The organism is Flavobacterium sp. GSB-24 (assembly GCF_027924665.1).
GTDB lineage: Bacteria > Bacteroidota > Bacteroidia > Flavobacteriales > Flavobacteriaceae > Flavobacterium.
In genome coordinates this window covers 2194215-2217830 of sequence record NZ_AP027043.1, presented here as the reverse complement: position 1 = coordinate 2217830, position 23616 = coordinate 2194215, and the positions used below count along the sequence as shown (strand labels likewise).

Annotated in this window: 20 protein-coding genes; 12 read left to right on the top strand and 8 right to left on the bottom strand. The window is 35.8% G+C overall.

From position 1 onward, the window contains the following. Window positions 1–124 precede the first annotated feature (124 nt). The 8 genes from QMG60_RS09720 to QMG60_RS09685 all read right to left on the bottom strand — a co-directional run bounded on the left by QMG60_RS09720 (window position 125) and on the right by QMG60_RS09685 (window position 14488). The gene (locus QMG60_RS09720) at window positions 125–1582 is read right to left on the bottom strand and encodes a hypothetical protein (protein ID WP_281867666.1); all 1458 of its coding nucleotides are present in this window, start codon (window positions 1580–1582) and stop codon (window positions 125–127) included. A 73-nt stretch (window positions 1583–1655) separates the two neighbouring features. Further along, window positions 1656–1904, bottom strand: a complete 249-nt coding sequence (locus QMG60_RS09715; protein WP_281867665.1) for a hypothetical protein — start codon at window positions 1902–1904, stop codon at window positions 1656–1658. 322 nt (window positions 1905–2226) lie between these two features. Beyond that, window positions 2227–4665, bottom strand: coding sequence for a zinc-dependent metalloprotease (locus QMG60_RS09710; RefSeq protein ID WP_281867664.1), 2439 nt, complete (start codon window positions 4663–4665; stop codon window positions 2227–2229). Between the two features lie 22 nt (window positions 4666–4687). Beyond that, window positions 4688–7273, bottom strand: a complete 2586-nt coding sequence (locus QMG60_RS09705; protein ID WP_281867663.1) for a zinc-dependent metalloprotease — start codon at window positions 7271–7273, stop codon at window positions 4688–4690. A gap of 334 nt (window positions 7274–7607) precedes the next feature. Next, window positions 7608–9026, bottom strand: coding sequence for a RagB/SusD family nutrient uptake outer membrane protein (locus QMG60_RS09700; protein WP_281867662.1), 1419 nt, complete (start codon window positions 9024–9026; stop codon window positions 7608–7610). 19 nt (window positions 9027–9045) lie between these two features. Beyond that, a complete protein-coding gene (locus QMG60_RS09695) occupies window positions 9046–12321 on the bottom strand; it encodes a SusC/RagA family TonB-linked outer membrane protein (protein ID WP_281867661.1) in 3276 nt (1091 codons plus the stop codon). 314 nt (window positions 12322–12635) lie between these two features. After that, complete coding sequence (locus QMG60_RS09690) at window positions 12636–13775, bottom strand: FecR family protein (RefSeq protein ID WP_281867660.1); 1140 nt, start codon at window positions 13773–13775, stop codon at window positions 12636–12638. A gap of 164 nt (window positions 13776–13939) precedes the next feature. Continuing rightward, entirely contained in the window at window positions 13940–14488 is a 549-nt protein-coding gene (locus QMG60_RS09685; protein ID WP_281867659.1) for an RNA polymerase sigma-70 factor, read from the bottom strand. 470 nt (window positions 14489–14958) lie between these two features. Here QMG60_RS09685 and QMG60_RS09680 point away from each other — a divergent pair, with 470 nt between their 5' ends. From QMG60_RS09680 to QMG60_RS09625, 12 genes are all read left to right on the top strand, one after another. Then, the gene (locus QMG60_RS09680) at window positions 14959–15930 is read left to right on the top strand and encodes a helix-turn-helix transcriptional regulator (protein WP_281867658.1); all 972 of its coding nucleotides are present in this window, start codon (window positions 14959–14961) and stop codon (window positions 15928–15930) included. Window positions 15931–16013: 83 nt separating this feature from the next. Further along, entirely contained in the window at window positions 16014–16325 is a 312-nt protein-coding gene (locus QMG60_RS09675) for a MoaF N-terminal domain-containing protein (RefSeq protein WP_281867657.1), read from the top strand. Between the two features lie 2 nt (window positions 16326–16327). After that, complete coding sequence (locus tag QMG60_RS09670) at window positions 16328–17182, top strand: nuclear transport factor 2 family protein (protein WP_281867656.1); 855 nt, start codon at window positions 16328–16330, stop codon at window positions 17180–17182. Between the two features lie 142 nt (window positions 17183–17324). After that, a complete protein-coding gene (locus tag QMG60_RS09665) occupies window positions 17325–17897 on the top strand; it encodes a Crp/Fnr family transcriptional regulator (protein WP_281867655.1) in 573 nt (190 codons plus the stop codon). A 124-nt stretch (window positions 17898–18021) separates the two neighbouring features. After that, complete coding sequence (locus QMG60_RS09660) at window positions 18022–18669, top strand: hypothetical protein (RefSeq protein WP_281867654.1); 648 nt, start codon at window positions 18022–18024, stop codon at window positions 18667–18669. A gap of 256 nt (window positions 18670–18925) precedes the next feature. Continuing rightward, on the top strand, window positions 18926–19528 hold the full coding sequence (locus QMG60_RS09655) for an isochorismatase family protein (protein ID WP_281867653.1): 603 nt from the start codon (window positions 18926–18928) through the stop codon (window positions 19526–19528). A 43-nt stretch (window positions 19529–19571) separates the two neighbouring features. Next, window positions 19572–20237, top strand: coding sequence for an isochorismatase family protein (locus QMG60_RS09650; RefSeq protein ID WP_281867652.1), 666 nt, complete (start codon window positions 19572–19574; stop codon window positions 20235–20237). 187 nt (window positions 20238–20424) lie between these two features. Next, a complete protein-coding gene (locus QMG60_RS09645; protein WP_281867651.1) occupies window positions 20425–20850 on the top strand; it encodes a DUF6069 family protein in 426 nt (141 codons plus the stop codon). Between the two features lie 5 nt (window positions 20851–20855). Beyond that, window positions 20856–21167 (top strand): DUF1330 domain-containing protein, encoded by a 312-nt coding sequence (locus QMG60_RS09640; RefSeq protein WP_281867650.1) that lies wholly within the window; start codon window positions 20856–20858, stop codon window positions 21165–21167. Between the two features lie 18 nt (window positions 21168–21185). Then, the gene (locus QMG60_RS09635; protein WP_281867649.1) at window positions 21186–22079 is read left to right on the top strand and encodes a pirin-like C-terminal cupin domain-containing protein; all 894 of its coding nucleotides are present in this window, start codon (window positions 21186–21188) and stop codon (window positions 22077–22079) included. 99 nt (window positions 22080–22178) lie between these two features. Next, window positions 22179–22913 carry a pirin family protein gene (locus QMG60_RS09630; protein ID WP_281867648.1) on the top strand — a complete coding sequence of 245 codons (735 nt, stop codon included), beginning with the start codon at window positions 22179–22181 and terminating at the stop codon, window positions 22911–22913. A 43-nt stretch (window positions 22914–22956) separates the two neighbouring features. Continuing rightward, on the top strand, window positions 22957–23577 hold the full coding sequence (locus tag QMG60_RS09625; RefSeq protein WP_281867647.1) for a Pycsar system effector family protein: 621 nt from the start codon (window positions 22957–22959) through the stop codon (window positions 23575–23577). Window positions 23578–23616: the final 39 nt, after the last annotated feature.

Here is a 23616-nt window from a genome sequence, read left to right as displayed (position 1 = left end):
AAACAAAATACTGATATTCAATACTATAACAAACCAAATAATAATTTCGCCAATATGATATCCTTTTAAAGCCTAAATCTATATAGTCCAGAATCGCAGACTTGTAATTTCTAACTCCAGATTATTAAGGATTCATATTTATAAAAAGATGAAAAACCTCAATTTCTTTTGTCTCCCTGTTATGTACAACTTTTGCTACTCTTAAATTTGCCCTTATAGGAGAAGTTTCTATTTCACCTGTAAATCCAATGCTTTGATAGTTTTCAAAATCAATTTTTGAAATGTAATCTAAATATCTTTCCCATGTTTCAGGAAAACTTTTAGTTTCACAATATACAATTATAAATAAGGGACTTATACCAATTGGTTCGTTTCTGAATATTTTTTTAAGATGCAAGGAGATGTCGGAATCTCTTCCATTATCCTTTGGAACAGATTTTAGCCTGAAACATTCTATTGCAGAAATGTGCTGGTCTTTTTCGTTAAGAATGATTAAATCCCGAGAAGATATACCCGCGCGATTCGCTTTACTATCTGAGTCAGTCATCCCGCCCATTGACTGGTCCTTCACACTCCATGATTTATGCCTGAGGGAAAGACTCAAAAAATCCCGAATTATTATATTATACTTATTTTCATCACAACTTTTTTTGTGAAGAAATACATTATCTAAAAATGTCGCAGATGCCTCAACTACACTATTAAATAGAAAAATTTGCTCCTTTTGATTTAAAATAAATCTATTATCTTTTAACCATTCTTTTATAATTAGCTGATACATTAAATAATTACTTCCTGCCAAACCAGCCAGACCTGTCATTACTCTAAATTCTATATGATTTAAAAAATCTATAGGCTCGCCTTTAAATTTCTTTAGGTGATAATCCAGAAATAGTTTTATATCCTCACGTGGTTTAATTTGAATCATATCCCATTTAAATTCCACATGAAATTGAGATAACAAATGTTTTAAATTGCCAAATCCTTCAATTATGTGGTGCCTATTTTGCAGGGAGAGATATTCATTCCAGTAATCATCAAGATTCTTAAGATCGTATTTACGTTTGGGTATCCTTGCATCTCTTTGTACAGAATAATAACCCGGAATATTATCATTATCTACAAAATCTTCATCCAGTTTTTCTAATCTGTCTAAAATCGAGTGATGAGGTTTAGTTCGCTCTAATGGTTCAATTGCAATTATTAAATTTAAGTAACGTTCCGCTTCTTTTAAAATACCTGCCAGGAAACCCGCCCTTTCAAAATTAATTTCACTAGCTTCCATTCCAAAGCAAGCTTCGAATTCAATAAAAATTGTATCCGTTTCTGATTCTGAATCTTGTTTTATTTTATGCAACCAATTTATCAATTCGTCTTTACTGAAAATTACTTTTCTGGCATCATCAAGCATTTTTCGTAATTCTGATTTTCCTGCTGGAACCGTAGCAATTGCACGATCTAAAAATTCTCTATTGTTGAGTATATGTTTAGTAAACAAAGAATTATTTATACTAATTGAATTTTGAGATTCTTCTTTTAATAGTGAGAGTTCAGCCGAACTTCTCAGAAACACTTTCTCCATTTATTTATTATATGTTATATTGCTTTTAGCACTCGAAACATTGAGATTGCCCATGCCTGTACAAGTACTATCCTTATTTATTTAAAGAAATTGTATCTGAAAGGTCTTCCTGAGTTATAAATGCCTCTATATATTGCTGTACCTCACGGCGGTGTTCTGCTGCAGTTTCAAATCTATTGATATGAAACTCATCATCCTGGTCCAAAATATGGATGATCTGGGTGTATCCCTTTGCAATCAAACTGCCCTTTAATTTAATTATAGTTTGCTGCTGGCGCGGATCCAAATCTTTTTTCACCCTTAGTTGTATTGCTTTTTCCATTGTAAAAGATCTGCTGGTTATAACAAATTGAATTTGTAATCAAATATAATTATTTTAATGTCATTCCGCTGCTCTGGACATGTTAAATACGGCGGTAAATTCACCTAAAAACCTGGATTTAGATGCAAATTTGAGAGGAGTATTCACTTTTAAATTGTGATAATTTCTTGTATTTATCCATACCGGATTCCATAAAATTAAAAAGAGCTGTCCTTACGAACAGCCCTTTTAGGATTTCCATTATTATCTACAAGTCTTTTCTTTTTTTACTTACTAATTCAAAAAAATTTAAAACCATGAAAAATCCGGATTTCATAATAACTTAATTAAGGCTTTCCCCTTCCACCGAAGCGATTTGCAACAGAACATCATTGTAATGGTATTTTGTTTCAGCATCTTTAATTTTTGGCAAAGCCAGTTTTATTCTGTTTTTTAAAGACATTAATTGTTCTCTGATAACCCCGCTTAGTGGAATATTATTCACTGCCGGGGTAGTCACGGCTATTAATAATGAGGAAATATATTGTTGCTGCAAAGCGATATGATAGCTGCTCACAGCAGTTCCGGCTGAAAGTTCCGGCCATATCCCATAATCCAAATCTTTAAAAAGATCCTGTGGCGTATAAGTTTTATCCCCATACAGTAAGGCCGCACTTTCAAGATTCATCATTTTTTGCATGTCTAACACATCACGCAGTATGTTACCGGCAATATTTTGCGTTAATTTTCCCTTTGTAGGCATCCAGACCTGATCAAGTACCGTATCAGGCTGCAGCCAGATTGGTTCCTCACGGAAAACCTGCTTATTTAAATAAGCCATTGCTTCCCTCTGCTTACTTTTAGGAACAACAGTAAAGACCTTTGTAGTATCGCCAACTGCTGTATAAGTTGAATATCCTTTACCTATTGTATTGACCACATGCGAATGGTAAAGAGAAAGTTGAGAAAGTAATGCGGAATAGCTTCTTTTTAAACCATTGCCTGATCTTTCACCAAACTGGTCTGTAGGCATTTTGGACCATTCAGGCAGATTTGGAAGTATCCTTTTAAGGTTTTTAATCCCGTAAGAATTAGCCACCATGACATTATCACTTAAATCTTCATTCTGGCGACGGGGATCCGTTATACCAAAAATCTCCTGTGAACCAAAGTATAATCTTGGGTTAACCTTTAAGGTATCTGTTATCTTATTAAAAAGCATTTTTGTTTCTTCCCTTTTATCTTTAATATCTGGATAAGCACGATAACCCCACTCAATAGCCCATTTATCATAATCCCCTATTCTGGGGAAAATTCCTTTTTGAGAGATATTATCCTCAGGTTGAGCCACATAATTAAATCGGGCGTAATCCATTATTGAAGGGGTATGTCCATTTTCTTCAACCCATTTTTTATCACGAAGTTTTTCCACCGGAACTGTTGAAGAAGAACCGAAATTATGGGCGAGCCCTAAAGTATGGCCGATTTCGTGAGAGGACACAAAACGGATTAGCTGTCCCATAAGTTCATCACTGAATTCCTGCCGCTGTGCATTTTTGTCAAGGGTACCCGCCTGCAAAAGATACCAATCATGCAAAAGGGTCATTACATTGTGATACCAGCTCACATGCGAAGCAATAATCTCACCGCTTCGAACATCCATAACAGAAGGTCCCATTGCATTTGCATCCAGCGAAGGTTTATAGACAATGACACTGTAACGCGCATCATTCATATTCCAGTTGGTATCATCTTGCGGAACTTCGATTGCCTTGATAGCATTTTTAAAACCCGCTTTTTCAAAGGCAACCTGCCAGTCATTAACACCTGCAATGAGGTAAGGTACCCATCTTTTAGGTGTCGCCGGATCAATATAAAAAATGATAGGTTTTATTGGCTCGACAAGCTCTCCTCGATTATATTTTTCTATATCCTCTGGTTTTGGCTCTAATCTCCAGCGCGAAATTTTAAGCGCCATCGAAGCAAATTTCGGGTTTTTATCATAGTCGAAATTAAAGGGAGTGAAATATCCCACCCTCGGATCATTATAACGTTCTCTCATTGCCTTTTTAGGCAAAAGCAAAAATGACGTATTTAAAACAACAGTCATAGTACTGTCTTTTGACCCTATCCCATATGTCTTGTATCCCTGAATTTCTGTATTGATGGGAAAAGACTGGATTTTATCCACATAGGATTTATCAGACTGAAAACCTTTCTCGTTAAATGTAGCCCCTGAGATAATGCGACTGTTGCCCGATAGAAAATCTGTTACATCAATAAGGGTCGAGTTTTTTTTAGCCCCGTAAGCCTTAGCGTCGAAAGACATTAAAATACCGGGAGTATTGTTGAGATCCAATTCTCTTTTTAGTCCATTTTCAGTAGAATCCAATGAGCGGTCATTGGTAATATAAGAAGTCATAAAGATCTTTTTACCATTTCCTTTACGAAACATTATGGTGTTTTCTCCCATTTCCTCACCAGCATAACCTTCTTTTGATTTGTCTACGGCTGCCGAAGATTGTACAATCCGATTCAATACCAATATAGGTCGGTCTAAAATCGAATCTTTGATTTCAAAATAATAACGGTCCTTTACGGTGTACACATTTATCATCCCCATGGCGCTTTTTGCCTCAGAGGTAATGAGCTGCTCAAAAGGCACCGGATCAACTGCTAGATTTGGTAAATTTGGCAAAGATGATGGTGGTGAAATTACCTGCGCTGATAAGTAAAAAGGCAGTAGAATTAAAAGCGCGTATAAAATATTTTTGCGTAACATAATAATTTTTTTCAAGATTAACTTAATATTCAACAGTCTCTTTTTCCCAGTAATTTATCCCTTGCTGAAGACCTTTCTTTGCCTCCGGATTATTAGGTAAAACCGGTGCCGGAATTACTCTTTTCGGATTTGTAAGTTTGTTGATCTCTGCTATTATATCCAAATAATGATTCTTTGAATTTTTGTCTGTGGTAATCTTTAAAGTATTAACAACTCTCTGCTTCAAATCAATAAGATGTCCCCTGCTGATTGCTATAGTTGTTGTACTGTTGATATCGCGAGGAGTGTCAATAATTACATTGATAGCACTTAGATACATCTTTTGTAAAACCATATGGTAACTGCTTACTTTTTGCGAAGTATTTAATTCAGACCATACTCCCTTGTCAAGATCATTTAAATAGGAAACTAACGAATAGGTGTTTTCTGCTCCAAAACGCTCTTCAAGAATGTTTATTTTCTTAAGCTTTTTAAAATCAAGCATTACCTGTACAAGTAGATTTGCTCCGATGCTGTACATATCATTATTATAAGGAATATCAATCGTTAAACTGGTGATACTTTCAGGAATAAGCCACTGAGGTCCCTGTTTGTCAAATATTTCCGCATTTAAAAAAGACATGGCTACTTTCTGTTGGTTTAAAGACACGGAGCTAAACACCTTCTGAGTTGATCCTGAATCATGAGGATTATAATAGTAAGTACCAAAAATATTCGATACATTTTCCAGGTAAGTACGGTATTGAGATACAAGAAAACCATAACTATATCCAAGCTGTCCTCCTGTAGGAGCATATAATTCGTCTTTCTTCAGAGTCCATTTGGGAAGGTTAGGCAATATTAATTTTAGGTTTTTAATCCCCAGTTTACTGGCTTCAATGGTATTATCCCCTAAACTGTTGGGCTGATTCCTTGGATCTGTAACAGGATCAATATCTTTAGGCTGCACCCCGTAATACAATTGAGGATTTACCTTAAGGCTGTCGGTGAGTATTTGACGCAGATAAGTACGTTCTTCTATTAAGTTTTTCAGATTAGGATGAATTTTATAGCCCCAGAAAATAGCCCATTTATCATAATCACCAATGCGTCCTAAGATTCCATTTTCTGTAATATTATCCTCAGGCTGTGCCACATAATTGAACAAGGTATTTTGCATGATCGAAGGGCTGATTCCATGTTTGGAGGTCCACTCTTTGTCTCTAAGTTTTGCTACCGCAATGGTGGATGCAGCGCCTGCATTTTTTAAAAGTCCCAATGTATTCCCCACATGAGAAGTAAGTTCTACACGAAGTAATTCCCCCATCAATTCATCACTATATTCACTATTCTGTGCTCTTTTATCAATAGTTCCGGCCTGTACCAAATAAGTACGATATAAGGCAAATAATACATTGTGGTTGATTTGAATATTTGCCTGCAGTATCTCACCGCTTCTTGGATCAAGGGTCACATTATGTGATATGTCATCTCCCATATTCGGAGCATAATTAATAGTGCTGAAACCTCCGTTTTTCGCATTCCATATACTATCACTAATAGCCGCTTCTTTAGCATAGATTGCATTTTTAAAACCTGCTTTTTCAAAAGCTGGCTGCCAGTCACTTACTGCTCTTTTTATATAAGGCACCCATTTTTTTGGTGTTGTAGGATTTATGTAAAAAACAATCGGTTTTTGAGGCTCTACCAATTCACCCTTAGCATAACGCTCCAAATCTTCAGGCTTAGGTTCTAAACGCCATCTGTTTATAATTTCAACTTTTTTAATTCTCTGGGGATCCTGGTCCAAATCTGTTCTCAAAAGGGTGCTGTATCCGATCCTTTCATCCGAATAACGAATGCGCATTGTTTCTTTGGGAAGTAATAAAAAAGAGGTGTTAATTTCAGTGGTCAGATAGGATTTACGATTATCCTCGTAAGTCTTTACTGTGAATACCTCAATACTTGTTGGCAGGGCTTCTACACTGCTGATATAAGAGCGGTCTGCCTGAAACGCAGTTGCCTGAAATATATCTTTCAATTTACCGGTAAAAATTCCTAAATCGCTATTGATATAGTCCGTCACATCAACAACAACTGAGTTTTTTCCGTAGGCTTTAATATCAAATGCCGTCATAACAGGCTGCAGGTCATTTAATTTTAAGGTTCTGTATAGTCCGTTATCAGAACTATCCGTTGCAACCTCATCGTACACAAAACGCTTTACAAATAGTTTATCATGCGGAGCCTTTGTAAAACGAATCTGCGTGCTTTCTAAAAGCTTTCCGGCAAATCCTTCAGGTACCTTCTGAAATACAGCCGGTCCTTTACCAATTCGGCTGGTTACCTGGAAATCACGATCTAAGACTTCATTTGGAATCTCAAAATAAAAACGATCTTTTACTTTGGCAACAGTAAACACGCCTTTAAAGACTTTGGCATCCGAAGTAATAACCTTATCGTAAGGCTGTGGTTTATTGAGGTCCGGTATTGAGTCGGTTTTAATAGCATTTTTACCTGCTTTTTCTTTTTTAGAACTTTTTTTATCAGCCTGTGAAAAAGTGCTGTTGATCCCTACAATACATAGTAAGGTTACCAGAAAGATCCGGCTAATTTTGAAATTTTTCATAATAATTTGTTTGTAGCAAATGGATTTTAATCAAACTTAGAATCAATCCAATCCTGTATTCTTAAGTTTATTAAAGCTGCTTGTAAAAGATATTTTTAAGCTGTTATTGCTGCTGCTTAGTAGATTCTGTTAGTATATAAGTGATGCTTCTCAAAAAAGGCAATATTCAGACCATAGAGATACTCCAGCACATTCTTGAGCTGCTTTTCTACCTATTTTTAAAATTTTTCTGTAGACCGTTGAATAGAATCCCTAAAGATTCTATTCAATTAGTCATAATTTCTATTTAACCTTTAAATAGAGTCTGAATAATAAAACTCAAAATTGAATTTTATTAGTAGCCGTCATTCTGTGTTAATTGTGGTGCTCTTTTAATCTGATCCAAAGGAATTGGATATAGTGCATCGGTAGATTGCCACGAGGTTGGTTTAAGGGCCCCTATAACAGCATCAACACGTTTTGTTCTTTTTAAATCAAACCATCTGTTGCCATATTCGAGAAACAATTCAATTCGCTTTTCCTGTATTATGGCATCCAGAACACCTGATTGTGAAGCAGATTCATTATCAGCGAGTCCTGCTCTATTACGAATGGCATTCAAATCATTTCTCGCATTTGCCATATTATTCTGCATTGCCCAAGCTTCTGCTCTTATAAGATATATTTCAGATAATCTCAGGACTATCGAATATTCCAAAGCTGAACCTGTTCCATCAATGCTTTTATATTTACTGCTGTAATAATAGTCTGTGCCATCAAAATTAAAAGTACCTGTCCATGCTGCTTTTCTGAGATCACCAGCTTCAAAAGCGTTGGCCAAAGAGGAAGTCAAAACATATACCGGTCCGGAACTATTGTATAAAGAACCATACAGATAATAATAGTCCTCATAACTGAGAAAGTGTCCAGTCTCTGTCTCTGTATTTAAGCCGAAAATATTTTCTCTGCTGTCTTTCAAAAAAACATTGTTTAATTGCTCTTTTGGCAGTAATTCATATAAGCCGGAATTGCTGATAACTGCTGTTGCTTTTTTTTCTGCATTTACATAGTCTCCAGTATACAAATACACTTTTGCCAGTAAAGCGCTCGCTGCACTTTTATTTGGTCTGTCCCTTTTTCCACCATAACTGCTGTAATCACTCGGAAGGTTCGTTTCGGCATCCGTTAAATCAGAAACAATCTGTGCGTAAACTTCCGCGGTGGAAGCTCTTGGCAAAGCCATATTAACTTTTGCATCTGAAGTTACAGCCAGAGGCACAGGACCAAACATATTGACCAGATAAAAATAATTCAGCGCTCTGGTAAATTTTGCCTCAGCGATAATACTTGATTTTCCTGCAGGGCTCATCCCAGTTGATTTTGTACTGTTATCAATAATACTATTGGTCTGGTAGATTATTTTATAAATACGCTCCCAGTAGTTTGCAGCGCCAAAATCTGTAGAAGTCAAATCGTTGGTCCCGAAATTAAGATACATAAAATCATTGGCATTTACCGGATCGGTCTCATCAGCAGAAAGGCTCGCTCCAAAACCAACATTCAGAATATTAGCATCGGTAATCATACTGCTATACATTCCTACTAAGGCTGAATTTGCATTTGCATCAGTTTTAAATACATCAGTATCGAGTACTTCTGTTTTTGGAGGATCAATCTCCACCAAATCATTGCAGCTTACAGACAGCAAAGCGGCCATGAGTTGCAATGAGAAAAGACATATGTTCTTATATGAAATGAAATTATAATTTCTCATACTAGTGTTATTTTATTGATTAAAATGAAAATTGCAGTCCTGCAACAAGAGCTATCAGCGGTGGAACTGCTGTCACGCCAGTTTCCGGATCCACACCTGAATACGTTTTTCCGGAAAGACTTATTAAAAATAAATTTTGACCTTGTGCATAAGCACGAATCCCGGACATTTTCATGCGTTTTGCTAACTCTTCAGGGAAATTATAAGACAGTGCCACATTGGTTAATCTGGCATAAGAATTACTTTGCAGCAAGGCATCCGAACTCCTAAGGAGGTTATAATCGGTTGAAAATGCATTAGTGGTATACAATTTCTCAAGTCCCAGGTCTCTCATAGCTTCTATAACAGCTTTTGGAGTATTTGCAAGATTTCCCGGAGGTGTATTAAGCTCCGATAGAATCCCTAAACTCTTGGCTCCAACAGTAAATGTAAAAGAGAAGTCCAGTTGAAAATTCTCATACTTAAGAGTATTGGCAAGTCCGCCATAGAAATCAGGAGTTGATTTTCCTTTATAAATTTGATCTCCAACACCCGTATCCGTTTTTATGGCAGGAGTAATAATTCCGTCTTTATTTACATCTTCAAATGTAGGTCTGCCGTTTGCATCATTTCCTGTGTAATGCAAAAGATTCAAAGCGCTCGTTGGTCTTCCCACCACGTAATTATACGCATAAGGGGAGGAATCCAGCCCGGGAAATGATACCAGTATATTTTTGACAAAACTAATGTTGGCAGAAGTAGACCATTTGAATTTATTGGTCTCTATATTAGTACTGCTTACTACTATTTCCACTCCGGAATTTTCAACTGTGGCATTAAGGTTGGCAACATAAGTGTTGAAACCCGTCTGCGACGGCAAAGGAAAATCTAACAACTGATTGCCCGTCCTGTTGTTGTAATAAGCAAAGTTTACAAGCAAACGATCTTTGAAAAAACCAAAATCTGCAGCTATTTCTAACTTTTTTGACAATTCCCATTGGTAATCAGGATTTGCTAATCTTGCCGGAATTACACCTTTAATTCCAGAGTAATAAATACTCGATGAGTTATTCACATAGGTAGAAAGGAAAGAGTAATTCTCTACATTGTCACTCCCCACAACCCCATAACTACTTCTAAGTTTACCAAAACTAAACCACTGAGGTCTGTCAGCCAGGAACTCTTCATTGGTATAGATCCATGCTGCACCCACTGATCCAAAATTGCTGTATAAATTATTGGATCCGAACTTAGACGAGCCATCACGTCTGAAATTTCCATTAATAACATAACGCTCTTTATACATATAATTTACACTTGCAAAAACAGAAGCGTACTTATAGGAATTATTTCCATTACGAATAGTATAATTTGTAGCCATAGAAAGATTCGACAAATATAAATCTGAAGGAAATCCCGAGGCGATAACATAAAATGGCTGTTCATTTGTTGTCTGCTGATAAGTAGCTCCAACTAATGCACTAACTGAAGTTTTGCCCAGTGTTTTGCTATAATTAATTTGCGGCTCAACAACAATATTTTGATTAACAGATTCTGAAAAAGTAGCGCTTGGTGAAAAATAAGGGTTACTTGGATTTCCAGCTGTACTTGGACTTTGAGAGCTCTGAGTAGATTGGGACCTGTTAAATCCTCCATTGACCGATACATTTAAATTTGAATTAATATTATATCTCAAATTCAGACTGCTATTACTTGAATTAATTTTATTCTCGTATGAATTATTAAGATTAGACAACGGATTTGCAATATTAGGTATGCCTTTTGACCACCAATACAAAGATCCATCGGGATTATATAATGGAAAATTGGGCGGTAATGAATATACATTCCTATAATAATTAGCACCCGCTAAATTACTGTCACTAACACCGGTCATTAAAGAGATCGTGGCAACAAACTTCTCATCTGGACTTGTATAACTGGAGCTAAAATGATATCCATAGTTCTTTGAGGAGCGGTTGTCATCAAAGACAGAACCTGTTCGACCGTAATTTCCAGATAACATAAAGGTGAATCCATTGTTTCCTCCCGATACTGAAAGATTGGTAGAATAGGTCTTAGCCGGATCTCCAATTAATAGTTTTTTGAAATCTTGTCCTTCGGTCTGGCTCCACAGGGTTAAATCAGGAGCGTTACTTGTATTGGGCGTTTTATTGTCATTGGCAAATGCCTGTCTTCGCAGCGCTAGGTAATCACTTAAATTAAGCGCTTCCATTTTGGTATTTACAATAGAGATTCCGCTATTGAAATCTAGCGAAATAGTTGGTTTTCCAACTTTACCTTTCTTAGTTGTAATTAAAACAACACCATTAGCTCCTCTTGAACCATAAATTGCAGTGGCATTAGCATCTTTCAATATCTCAATACTTTCAATGTCCTTTGGATTGATTGCCGATAATGGACTTCCATTTCCATTTGGACCCGACAGATAAGAATAATTTCCATTGGCATCTTTACTGGAAGATTGCTGGTTGATAGCAGCACCCGGATAAGCAATCCCGTCTACAATATACAAAGGTACATTCTTGAGCGTATTGGTATTAACACCACCTGCATCCATAGAATTTTGTCCTCGAATCTCCACATTGATGTCAGCTCCATGTAATCCGCTGGTCTGATTAATTACCAAACCTGCCACTCTTCCCTGTAGTGCCTGCATCACATTCCCCACAGGCTGCTTTTCAATATCTTTACTGGTAATTTTTACAGAAGATCCTGTAGCGTAACGATTACTGGTGGTAATCCCATAAGCCAGTACTTTAACCTCATCCAGTGCGCTTACTTTTTCCTCTAATCGTGTAATGGGAAGATCCGACCTGCCAGCCACAGCAATCTCCTTATCGGTAAACCCCATAAATGAAATCACAATTTTAGCTGTTGCGGGCACATCATTTAGAACAAAAAAACCATTTTCGTCTGTCACAACTCCCGTATAAGTATCTTTAATTGCGGCTGTTGCACCCTGGAATGCAGAACCATCCGGCCTTAAAACCTGCCCGGTCAAAGTTGGGATCACTTTAGAATTAGTTTCGATTCTGGTATTTTTATCGGGCGCTTTTGTGATAACCACGGTCTTATTCACTATCTTATAGTCAAGTCCCTGTCCTCCCATAACGGCCTCTAAGGCCTGCTCGATTGTAGCATTTTTCAGCTGCACTGTAACATAGTATTTATTTAAATCGACATCGCCGGCGACAAAAACATAGCCGGACTGGTTTTTTATCGATTTTAGTACTGCAGGTAAGGGTTTGCTTTTGAAATTCAGATTAATTGTGCCAGAATTTTGCGCATTCAAATTTTGAAAAGATAAAAACAGAAATAGTATTAAAACTATCTTTTCTAAAAGCCCTGAAAAAGGGTTCCTTACTATTTTACCGCCCAAAATAGGCCGATAAATTATAGGTTGATAAATAAATTTCATTAATTTTGGTTTTGATTACTTACGGTTAATAATTTTTCCTCTTGCAGGAAATTAATTAATCCTATTTGAAAACCGTGATAGTGCTTCCAACACTATTGCGGTTCTTTTTTATAAATAGTTTTAATCTCTAATTAAAAGTTCTCTATTTCATATGTTTATTCTTTTTTTGGGTTAATAAATTACATCTACTATTTTTTTATGATTAGTTTATTTCCTTCAAGCTTATAATTTACTCCCAAATTTTTTAAAACCGCTAGTACTTGTACTCCATCCATATTTCTGTAAATTTCTCCATTAATTGTTTTCGAAGGAATACCTCCCTGATATTCAATTTCCAGATTATACCAGCGCGCAATTTGCTTGAGCACTACATCTAATTGCTGATCACTAAAATGAAACAGGCCGTTTTTCCAAGCAAGGGCCGAATCAAAATCAGCTTCTCTTACAGTAATATTGTTATTTCCATCAACGGTAACAGCTTGCTCTCCAGGCTTTATAATGACCTCACTTTGTTTCTTTTTAACTTTTACACTTCCCTCTACAAGTGTTACCGCAGCAGACTTTTCATCTTTGTAAGCGCTAACATTAAAAGCAGTTCCTATATCTTCAATTATCTGCTCTTTGACTTTGATTCTAAAAGGAATCTTACTGTTATGAACCACTTCAAAATAAGCTTCCCCCGATAGTTTAACCAAACGCTCAGAACCTTGAAACACAACGGGGTATTCCAATGTTGAACCGGCATTCATGTAAACTTTAGTCCCATCTGATAAAACCAGTGAAAACTGGCGTCCATAAGGTGTTGTTAAGGTATTATACGCTATTTGTTTATTGGCCTTATTTTTCGAATCTTCATACCTCAGGACACTATCATTATAACTGCTGATTCCCGTTGCCTCTCCAAGACTGATCTTGTTTGCCGCAGAATTGTTTAATTGCACTTTTTCACCGCTGGCCAATGTAAGAACTGCACCATTTGTGCCTCCTGGTAAATTTGTAGTAACAACTATTGGGTTACTTTTAGAATCAGTTTGCTTTGATGTACCAAGAAAAAAAGTGATGGATCCAACTAGAAGAATTACCGATGCGGCCGCAACATATTTATAGACAGGACGAATACTACGCACTTTCTCAGGTGAAATCGCCGCATTAATTTCAGCAAACATTTCTTGCTTGATAACTTGCTCCTCATCAAAAGAATCAGCAACCCATTGCTGAGAATTAGTTTGCTGATTTTGGTACCAGGAATCCAGCAACTCCCTCTCTTGAGGAGTGGCGGTACCGCTAAGATACTTGTGAATTAAATCTTCTATATTTTCAGGACTCATAATAATACTCTAGACTGTACAAGCTGATCCTGTACATGTTTCTATAGTTAAGTCCCTTGGAAAGACAAATTACCCTTGCCCGGGTAAAAAAAAAGTTATTTTTTATTTAAATAATCATTACCATAAGTTTAAAAAGAACTGATAATGTGAACAATAAGTTGTTTTTAATATCTAAATTTATTTCGAATAATTTTAAGGCCTTTGGTTAAATGTCCTTCAACGGTTTTCTCAGAAATATTCATAGTCTTGGCAATATCTGCATTTTTCATATCTTCAAGTCGGCTGTACTGCACCACTAATTTACATTTTTCGGGAAGATGCTCCAGGAGATTTGAAAAATAATCGTTAGAAAACATCGATTCAATCTGCTCATCAAGAATGGCTTCTTGTTTAACTTCCAGTTTTTCTTCTCGAATAATTCGTCTTCTTCGCTCTTTTTCAAAATAAGAGAATACCGAAAACTTTAGAGCCGTAGCCAGGTAAGAATCAAAATTATTAATTTCAAGTGTTTTGCGACGGTTCCAAAAACTAATAAATAAATCCTGAACAATATCCTTAGCAGTTGATTTGTCTTTAGTTAAATTATAGGCGATGGCAAGAGATTTATTCCAGTAGCGATCATATAGCACAGTAAATGAACCATGATCATCATGCAAACAAATGTGTTTTAATAACACATCATCTGAAACCGTATTGGAATGATCTTTGTTCATTTTATTTTAAAATCTTAACGATAAAACTCCGTAGCTTTAAATCAATTAATAAATTGAGAACCACCGACAAAAAAACATCTTTGATTTAGTAAAAGAAATTTTAAACTGTTTTGATTACTCCTTTAGTCAGCTCCAAAGTTTTCTCTTTTGCACCAATGGTAATTCTATATTTTTCTTTTGATTATGGGACAGCAACACACTTTTTTAAATGCATTTATGCTATGAAAAAAGAGCAGAAATTCTATTTTCTGTGTGCTAATGTAATTAAATTTTTGATTGCACAAAAAAGTCAAAAATCGAGGTTTTTTATTTTCACAGGAAAAAACATATAAATTTAAAAACCCTATTTGTGGTATCCCTAGAAATTGCTTTTTTAAGAGGCTTTTTTTTAGAAGCATTATAAAAAAAACACAATATTAAAATATTTTCGGGAAAAGTTTAATTTATCAAATAATACTGACAAGGCTTCTTTGAGAAAAGATAACCCGCACTTAAAACAGTCATTTGAATTGTTAAATGAACAAAAACTGGAAATTTTAATAACTTTGCAATTCAATTCAACCCCATCCATGACATCGAACATCGAGAAATACGAATTCAAATCAGGTCTTCCTCAAGAGTTTGAAATTATTGGTATGGCAGAGCTCTATCGCGACTTTGTAGAGACATTGACAGCGCCCCACAGAACAAACTTTTACCATATCTTATGGTTTCAAAAAGGAACCCCAACCCATATTATTGATTTCAATCCCGTCCAAGTAAAGCCCAACTCAGTACTTTTTTTAAACAAAGATGCTGTTCAGAAGTTTGATAAAAATGGAGATTTTGACGGTAAGGTGCTTTTGTTTACCGATAGCTTCTTTTGCAAGACCCCGCTGGATTCAAAATCCCTGCAATCCAATCTTTTATTCAATAATTTACTATCTGTTTCACAAATTGAACTTCAGAGAATATCTACAGATTTTACACATCTTTTTGAATTACTGGAAACAGAATTCAAAAAAGAAAAAGACAACTATCAATCCGATATCCTGAGAAACTACCTCCGCAATTTACTCTTGCTTTCAGAAAGGGAAATCAATAAACAGAATTTAACGAAGATAAAAAAAGGCGCTGATTTTGACTGTGTAGTACTTTTTAAAGATTTTTTAGAAACAGGATTCAGAAAACAAAAACAAGTAAGCAGTTACGCCAAACAATTACTTGTCACTGAAAAAAGACTCAATCAGGCTACTACCAGAATTTTAGGCAAGACGCCCAAAGAAATAATTGATGACAGGGTAATGCTCGAAGCCAAGCGACTATTAGCCCATACCAATGAAAATGTCAAAGAAATCAGTTATGAACTGGGTTTTGAAGAGCCTACCAATTTTATCAAATATTTCCGCAAACACTCCAATAGCACTCCTGTCGAATTCAGGGAAAGCCATACTTCGGCCTAAAAGTATCATATAAAGGATTATTTCTACCGCTGCTGATTTTAACAATTGGCTGAGCTTTGCATTGTCAATTTAAAACAAACGCAATGTCAGATACCATTGAAATTATCGAAAAAAAATTCCATGCAAATTTTGGCGATTTTGCCTTCGAATTAAGCTTCGAAAGTGAAACACAGCTAACATGGAAAGCGCTCACTAATGAAGAATTCGGAGCTTTTGAAACAGTAGCAATTACCAAAACGGAAATCAGACCAAATATCTATATGATCTATTGGAAAGAAAAATCAGGTACTACAGTAACTCATGTGGAAGACTTTGAAAATGGTATTGTATATACCAACATAACAGATCCTAATAACAATTTTACTAACCTAAAAGGTACATTGAAACAATTATAAAAATGAAAAAAATAATCCTTAGCGCAGCTTTGATTTTAATAGCCGGACTAGCTGCAACGGCTCAAAACAAAACCAATTCAAAAAGTAAAAAAATGGAACTAACTAATAAACAAAAAGTAGTGGAATTGCTCAAAGCAATCGAAACAGGTGCTGCTGCTCCTGTTGGGTATATCAATCCAAACAAATACATTCAGCACAATCTTGGGGTTGCCGATGGCCTAGCAGGTTTTGGAGCTTTGCTGCAGGCACTGCCTCCCAAATCAGCAAAAGTAAATACAGTAAGAGCTTTTCAGGATGGCGATTATGTTTTTACCCATACCGATTATAATTTTTTTGGGCCAAAAATCGGATTTGACATTTTTCGCTTTGAAAATGGAAAAATTGTTGAACATTGGGATAATTTACAAGAAACGGCCAAAGCAAACCCGAGCGGCCATACCATGATCGATGGCTCCACTAAAATCAAGGACCTTGACAAAACCGCCGACAACAAAATATTGGTAAAAAACTTTGTAGATGATATCCTGGTGAACGGTAAAATGGAAAAGCTGGCCGGCTATTTTAATGGGGACAACTATATTCAGCACAATCCTAATATTCCTGACCAGCTTTCAGGGCTTGGTGCCACTCTTGAAGCGCTTGCAAAACAAGGTATATTTTTAAAGTACGATAAAATTCATCAGGTACTTGGAGAAGGAAACTTTGTTCTTGTGGTTAGTGAAGGTCATTTTGGCAAAGATTATAATGCTTTTTATGATTTGTTCCGAGTAGAAAATGGAAAAATTGCAGAACATTGGGATGTAATTGAACCAATCACTGCAAAAGAAAACTGGAAAAACAATAACGGAAAATTCTAATAGAATATATTTTTAGCAAAAAGCCGCTTTTATTTTTGAAGCGGCTTTTTGCTGTCTTATAAATTGGAAGTAATAAGTTATTAGTTTTTATAGAATTGATAACTTTGCAGATCAATTGCTCAACCAATATCAATCTATTATTATGCACGAACCGCTTTTGGAATACTTTGCAAATCATTCTGTAACACCCCTCACAGATGAAGATATAGATACCATCAAGAGAATTTTTATTCCAAAAATAATTCGCAAACGACAGTATTTTTTACAAGAAGGAGAAGTCTGTAAATATATGGCATTCATCACAAAAGGCGCCATGAGACAATACACTGTTGATAAAAAAGGCGTCGAACATATCGTTAATCTTTCCATCGAAAACTGGTGGGCTGGTGATCGCGAAAGTTTTGTACAGCTTACAACATCTCCCTATTTTATTGATGCCTGGGAAGAGACTCATGTGCTGATGCTCTCTAAAGCAGATTCCATAATCCTCGAAGCAATTCCAGCTTTTCAAGAAGCCAGGGTTAATATGAATTACAAACATTCCTTTGCCTTATTAAACAGATTAAATAACTACATAACTTTATCAGCCGAGCAGCGTTACATGGAACTTGAAAAGACCTATCCGGAATTTTTACAAAGATTTCCTCAGCACATCATTGCTTCTTATCTGGGTATTACCAAAGAAACACTGAGTCGTGTTCGTAAAAAAAAATAAAAAATAACTCCTATTTTTTATCCTTCTTTCGTTGACATATGTCAACGTTTTTTTTTATCAAAGATCATCGTTTTTTATTGCTGGCCGACTACATATTTGTACACCGTAACCAAACAGTATGAAAATGAAAACTATTTTATCGGCTTTACTTCTTCTAATAACAGCTTTAAACGTAAAAGGACAGGAAAGAAAACAGCCTCCAATTCCAATAGAATTAACCCTTGGAAACAATAGGTTTGGTCTGCAATCTGTTATAAATAAACATTTGCCACACAGTGAAAAACTATCTTTTTTTTCAGTTTCAACCTTTGAGAGTAATTATACTAAAAATGCAAATAATTTAGATTTTATCAATAATTCGCAGCTCGCTTATGATCTCTACAAAGGTTTTGGTATAATTGCCGGGCTAAATGTCGGGAAGACTACAGGGCTTGCACCCACTGCCGGTGTTCAATATGTTTTTGTAAGTCATAAATGGCTTTTTGCCATAACCCCCACTTATATTTTTTCAGATGACAGGAACATTTCAGTTTTATCGCTGTTGGAATATAAGCCACAATTGTCTGCTAACCTAAAATTATACAGCAGGATTCAAGGCTTGTACAACCAAAATATAAAACGGGATACCCACGAAAGAAGTTATCTGCAGTTAAGGCTGGGGCTGGAATACAAAGATTATCAAATGGGCCTGGCATCAAATCTGGATTACTATGGCAGAAATAGATTTTTTAAAGAAAACTACGGCATATTTCTTAGAACAAATTTATACTAACCAAATTCAAAATTTCCAGTATCGATTTACTCTTAATTAAACTTATCCTTATGCAGATAGTATTTATCGTTGAGCATAAAAATCTATATTACAATTTAATTCCCTGCTCTTTTTTGTTGACATATATCAACGTTATTTTTTATCAAAGGTCATCGTTTTTTAGTCTTAGTGAGTTGCAATTTTGTAATGTCAGAATCAAAAAGATAATGACAAATTAAGACGTGTAATTAATTTAATTATTTAAAAACGAAAAAAAATGAGCACATCAAATCAAAAAAATGCTGCAATTAATCCCTCTAACACTGCGATTGTTTTAGTTGATCATCAACCTGGTGTTCTTGCCATGGCCGCAAGTCTTCCTTCAAAAACAATAATCAACAATGCTGCTACACTTGCCAAACTTGGAGAAGATCTTGGTATCAAAACAGTGATCACAAGTACCAGAGAAAATATTGAATTTTTAGGAACCAATTTTACTGAAATTCAAAATGCAGCCCCTATAGCCTATGCAAATAGAATAAAAAGAGCAGGTACATTAAACGCTTTTCATGACAAAAGTTTTGTTGAAGCGGTAAAAAATACAAACCGTCCAAATCTTGTAATGTCAGGATTGCTTACCGACGTATGTTTATATCATAGTGTGGTATCAGCTTTAGAGGCAGGTTATCAGGTACATGTAATAGCTGACGCCTCAGGTACAAGTTCTCAACTTGGAGACAGCGTTACATACGACCGTCTTAGGGATTTAGGTGCAGTAATCACCACTACTTTTGGTATTCTTTTCCAATTGTATCCTGATTTATCGACAGAAGAAGGATTAAAAGCAGAAGCAGTAGCATCATCATATGCAATCCAATAACAATTCGATAATCCCCTAACCTCTTTAAAATAAAAGTGCACAAATGAAAAATAGAATATTTCAAATCGCAATGCTAGCTGTTGCAATCGTATTTTCAACACAAATATCAGCTCAAAACACAAAGACTGAAAAACAAATTACACCATCCAATGCTGCCATTGTATTAGTAGATCATCAGCCCGGAGTCCTTGCAATGGCCAGCAGTCTTCCGCCAAAAACAATCACTACAAATGCAGCTGTACTTGCTAAACTGGGAGAAGAGCTTGGAATACCTTTGGTAATTACAAGCACACGTGAGAATCTGGATTTCTTGGGGACTAACTTTATCGAAATTCAAAAAGCAGCACCCAAAGCTTATGCTGAGAGAATAAAAAGAGCCGGAACATTAAATGCTTTTGATGACAAAGCATTTGTGAGCGCTGTTAAAAATACAGGACGTCCAAACCTAATTATGGCAGGATTAATTACTGATGTGTGCTTGTTCCACAGCGTATCATCAGCAATAAAAGCAGGTTACAAAGTTTATGTAGTAGCAGATGCCAGCGGAAGTACCACTACACTTGCCGATGCGGTAACCTACGATCGTATGCGTGATATGGGCGCAATTGTGACCACTACATTTGGCGTTCTTTTTGAATTATATCCTAATCTGGCCAAGCCTGAAGGACAAAAAGCTGAAGGAGTTGCATCAAGTGCGTTCGCTCAATAATTCTTCCGTTAACAAAAATGAAAAGCCCCGTTCCCATTGGGCTTTTCATTTTCCTTTAGACAGCATAGAGAACGGCTTTTAGAAGCCGATAAAACAATCACAAATACAAGGATATGGCCTTAGTGAGGCTGAATTGTAAAAACATCTAAGAATCCAACACCAATCATCATATTTAAATACATTCAAAATGAATTCAAAATTAAGTTTCAAAAAGTCAATAACAGCAGGATTATACGCAGGCGCAGTAGCAGCTATAATTAATGCCATCCTGTTTTTTATCTTTCATAGCGCCGGAATTATCTCAGACAATATTTTGCCAAAACCTAATGAACCCCTTACAGTAGTTCCGGTAATTATGGCTTCTATTATTCCACTGATAATTGGGAGTATTCTTTTTTTCCTTTTCGAAAAATTCACTAACAAAGGATTTTTAATTTTCTACATAGTAGCTGTAGTATTCGTTTTGCTGTCTCTTATTAGCCCCTTTACGGTAATACAAGATGTGACAGTGGGATATGCACTTATTTTATGTGTGATGCATATAGTATCCGCGGCAGTCTTACTTTACTTTCTCAGCAAAAGCCTACAATCAATTTCAAGAACTAACAATTAAAACAAATGGCAAAAGGATATTGGATTGCAAATAATAATATTTTCGACATGGAAGGTCTTTTACGATACAGAGATGCCAACAGAGAAGTAATGACAAAGTATGGAGCCGTATTTTTAGTGATGCACGGACAACAGAGAATTCAGGAAGGAACCTCAAGAGCCAAACAGATAATAGTAGAGTTCCCTACTTATCAGGACGCAGTGGATTGTCACGATTCTATTGAATATCAAAATGCGGCTAAAATGCGCAGAGCCGTTTCAGAAGGAGCTCTTGTTATTGTAGAAGGATATGATGGTCCGCAGGGAATGGACTTATGAAAAAATAATTGAAAAAAAATGCAAAAAAAATTTGAATATACCTATCGTGGCCACAGTGCAAACATTGCGGAAATGGTCATTTTCCGGATGCTTCCCAATCATAAAACCAAAGCTGTTGGCCCTTTTGTCTTTTTAGATTATATCTCAAGAGTCAATTATCCTCCAAGGATCCCGCAAAAACCTGATGGACACGGTGCACATCCCCACAGAGGTATTGCTACATTTACTTACCTGCTTCACGGTGAATTTGAACATTATGACAGCAGGGATCAGTATGGCGTTGTAAACGACGGCGGTGGACAATGGATGAAAGCAGGTAACGGAATTATCCATGATGAGAATTTTTCACAGGAATTTCAAAAAAATGGAGGACTCTTACTTGGACTTCAATTTTGGATTAATCTTCCTTCTAAGGCAAAAAAAGAACAGCCGGACTATATGGCCGTGCAGGATGCAGATCTGCCAAAGATAAATCTGTTCGACGATGCGGGAATTCTTAAAATTGTTATTGGATCTTATGCCGGTGAAACTTCCAAAGTAAAAACTTTTTCTAAACAGTTTTTATATCATATTACTTTGACAGCCGGAAAATCGTTTACCATGCCCACGGAAAGTGCTATGGAGTATGCTGCATTTCTGCCTAATGGGAATTCAAAAATCAATGAAACAGAATTACTTGAAGGTGAACTGGTAGTGTTTGAAAAAGAAGGAACAGAAATTCAGTTTACCAATAATAGTATTGCAGATACTGATATTTTAGTTTTTGGAGGAGAAAATTACGATGAGCCCATTGTGACCTATGGCCCATTTGTAATGAACACTAAAGAAGAGATCGCGGAAGCATATAATGATTTTTATGCGGGCAAATATGGTGTGGTTACACATTCAAAAGGTAAAAACGGAGATACTTAACACTTAGATTTATTTTGTTTGTCAAGGTCATCAAATCTTGTATCTCAGGTTTGGTGACTTTTTTTAAATGTTAGAAAATGTATTTTAAAAATAGAATCAATGATCCAAATCCAAAAAAAGATACAACAATCCAATAGAGTTCTTTATCAGGGCAATTTCATAGCCAATAAGCCGGTAGCGTTCGGAGAAACTGTTGATGTAGAGCCTTATTCAAATTTATTTTATTTTAGTCATGCCGTGACAATTGATCCGTGTGAATTCCCACTGCATCCACACAAAGGTTTTGAAATCATGACATTTGTTCTCGGGGGAGAAATTACCCACTATGATACAGAATCCAAGAAATGGACCACTTTAAAAAAAGGGGATTTTCAAATTTTCCAATGCAACTCCGGCATTCAGCATGAGGAACATCTAGGTAAAAATTCAAGAGGTTTTCAAATATGGTTTGATCCTGATTTCAGCAAGACTCTATATGAAAAGCCTGCTTATAAGGATTATCACGCCAGTGATTTCCTTCCGAAAATTGAAAATCAAATCCGAACGATAAGCTACGTGGGGGATTCAGGTAAAGCCATTTCCAGAACTCCGGGATTAATAATAAAAAAACTAATCTTTGAAACTCAGACAAAAATAAATTTGCAGTTAGAACCCAATAGCAGCTATACATTTTATATCTTAGAGGGCAAAGGAATTATAAATGATCAATTACTGGAAGTCGATGATGCTTTAAGGATTACAAATACAAAAGAGATTGATCTGGATTTCTCAGGAGAACTCTTTTACATTCAAACTCCGGCTCATACAGATTATCCAGCCATCTGGAAGACCTAAATGAAAAATTGAATTGAGATTAAACTACTCAACCAGCAGTGTCATGAATAACAATAGCATAGAAAAAGAAAACTCAGAAGAATTACTTCTGGCAGCACCTAAGGAAAAAAATAAAGTTTCTGGAAAAGAAAATCCGGGCAAAGGCATCGATACCATGTTTAGAACAACAATTAACAACCAGTACAAGGTAAGTGGATATGCCGATAAAAAAGCTCATATTTTGCTTTCCGTTAATACTATTATTATCTCGGTTTCTCTTTCTATTCTTTTCCCAAAATTAGGCAGACACACCAATACACATTTAATAATACCGGCATTTATCTTAGTGGTATTCAGCACAATATCAATAGTTTTCGCTATACTCACCACCAGACCCAATATAACCAAAGCAAACTTTAGCAAAGTTGAAGTGGAGAAAAAAAACCTAAATCTTTTGTTTTTCGGAAATTTTTACAAAACCTCTTTTGAAGATTATAATTGGGCGTTTCATCAAATGCTCAATGACAGCGAATATTTATATGATTCCATGGTTAAAGATGTATATTATCATGGGCTGGTATTGAAAAAAAAATACAGTTTACTCCGAATCACTTACAATATTTTTATGTTCGGAATCATCATTTCTGTTTTCGCTTTTATTGTAAATTTCGAATTCTGGCCATAAGATCTGCTTTATCAAAAATGATTTACCCAATTTCAATAA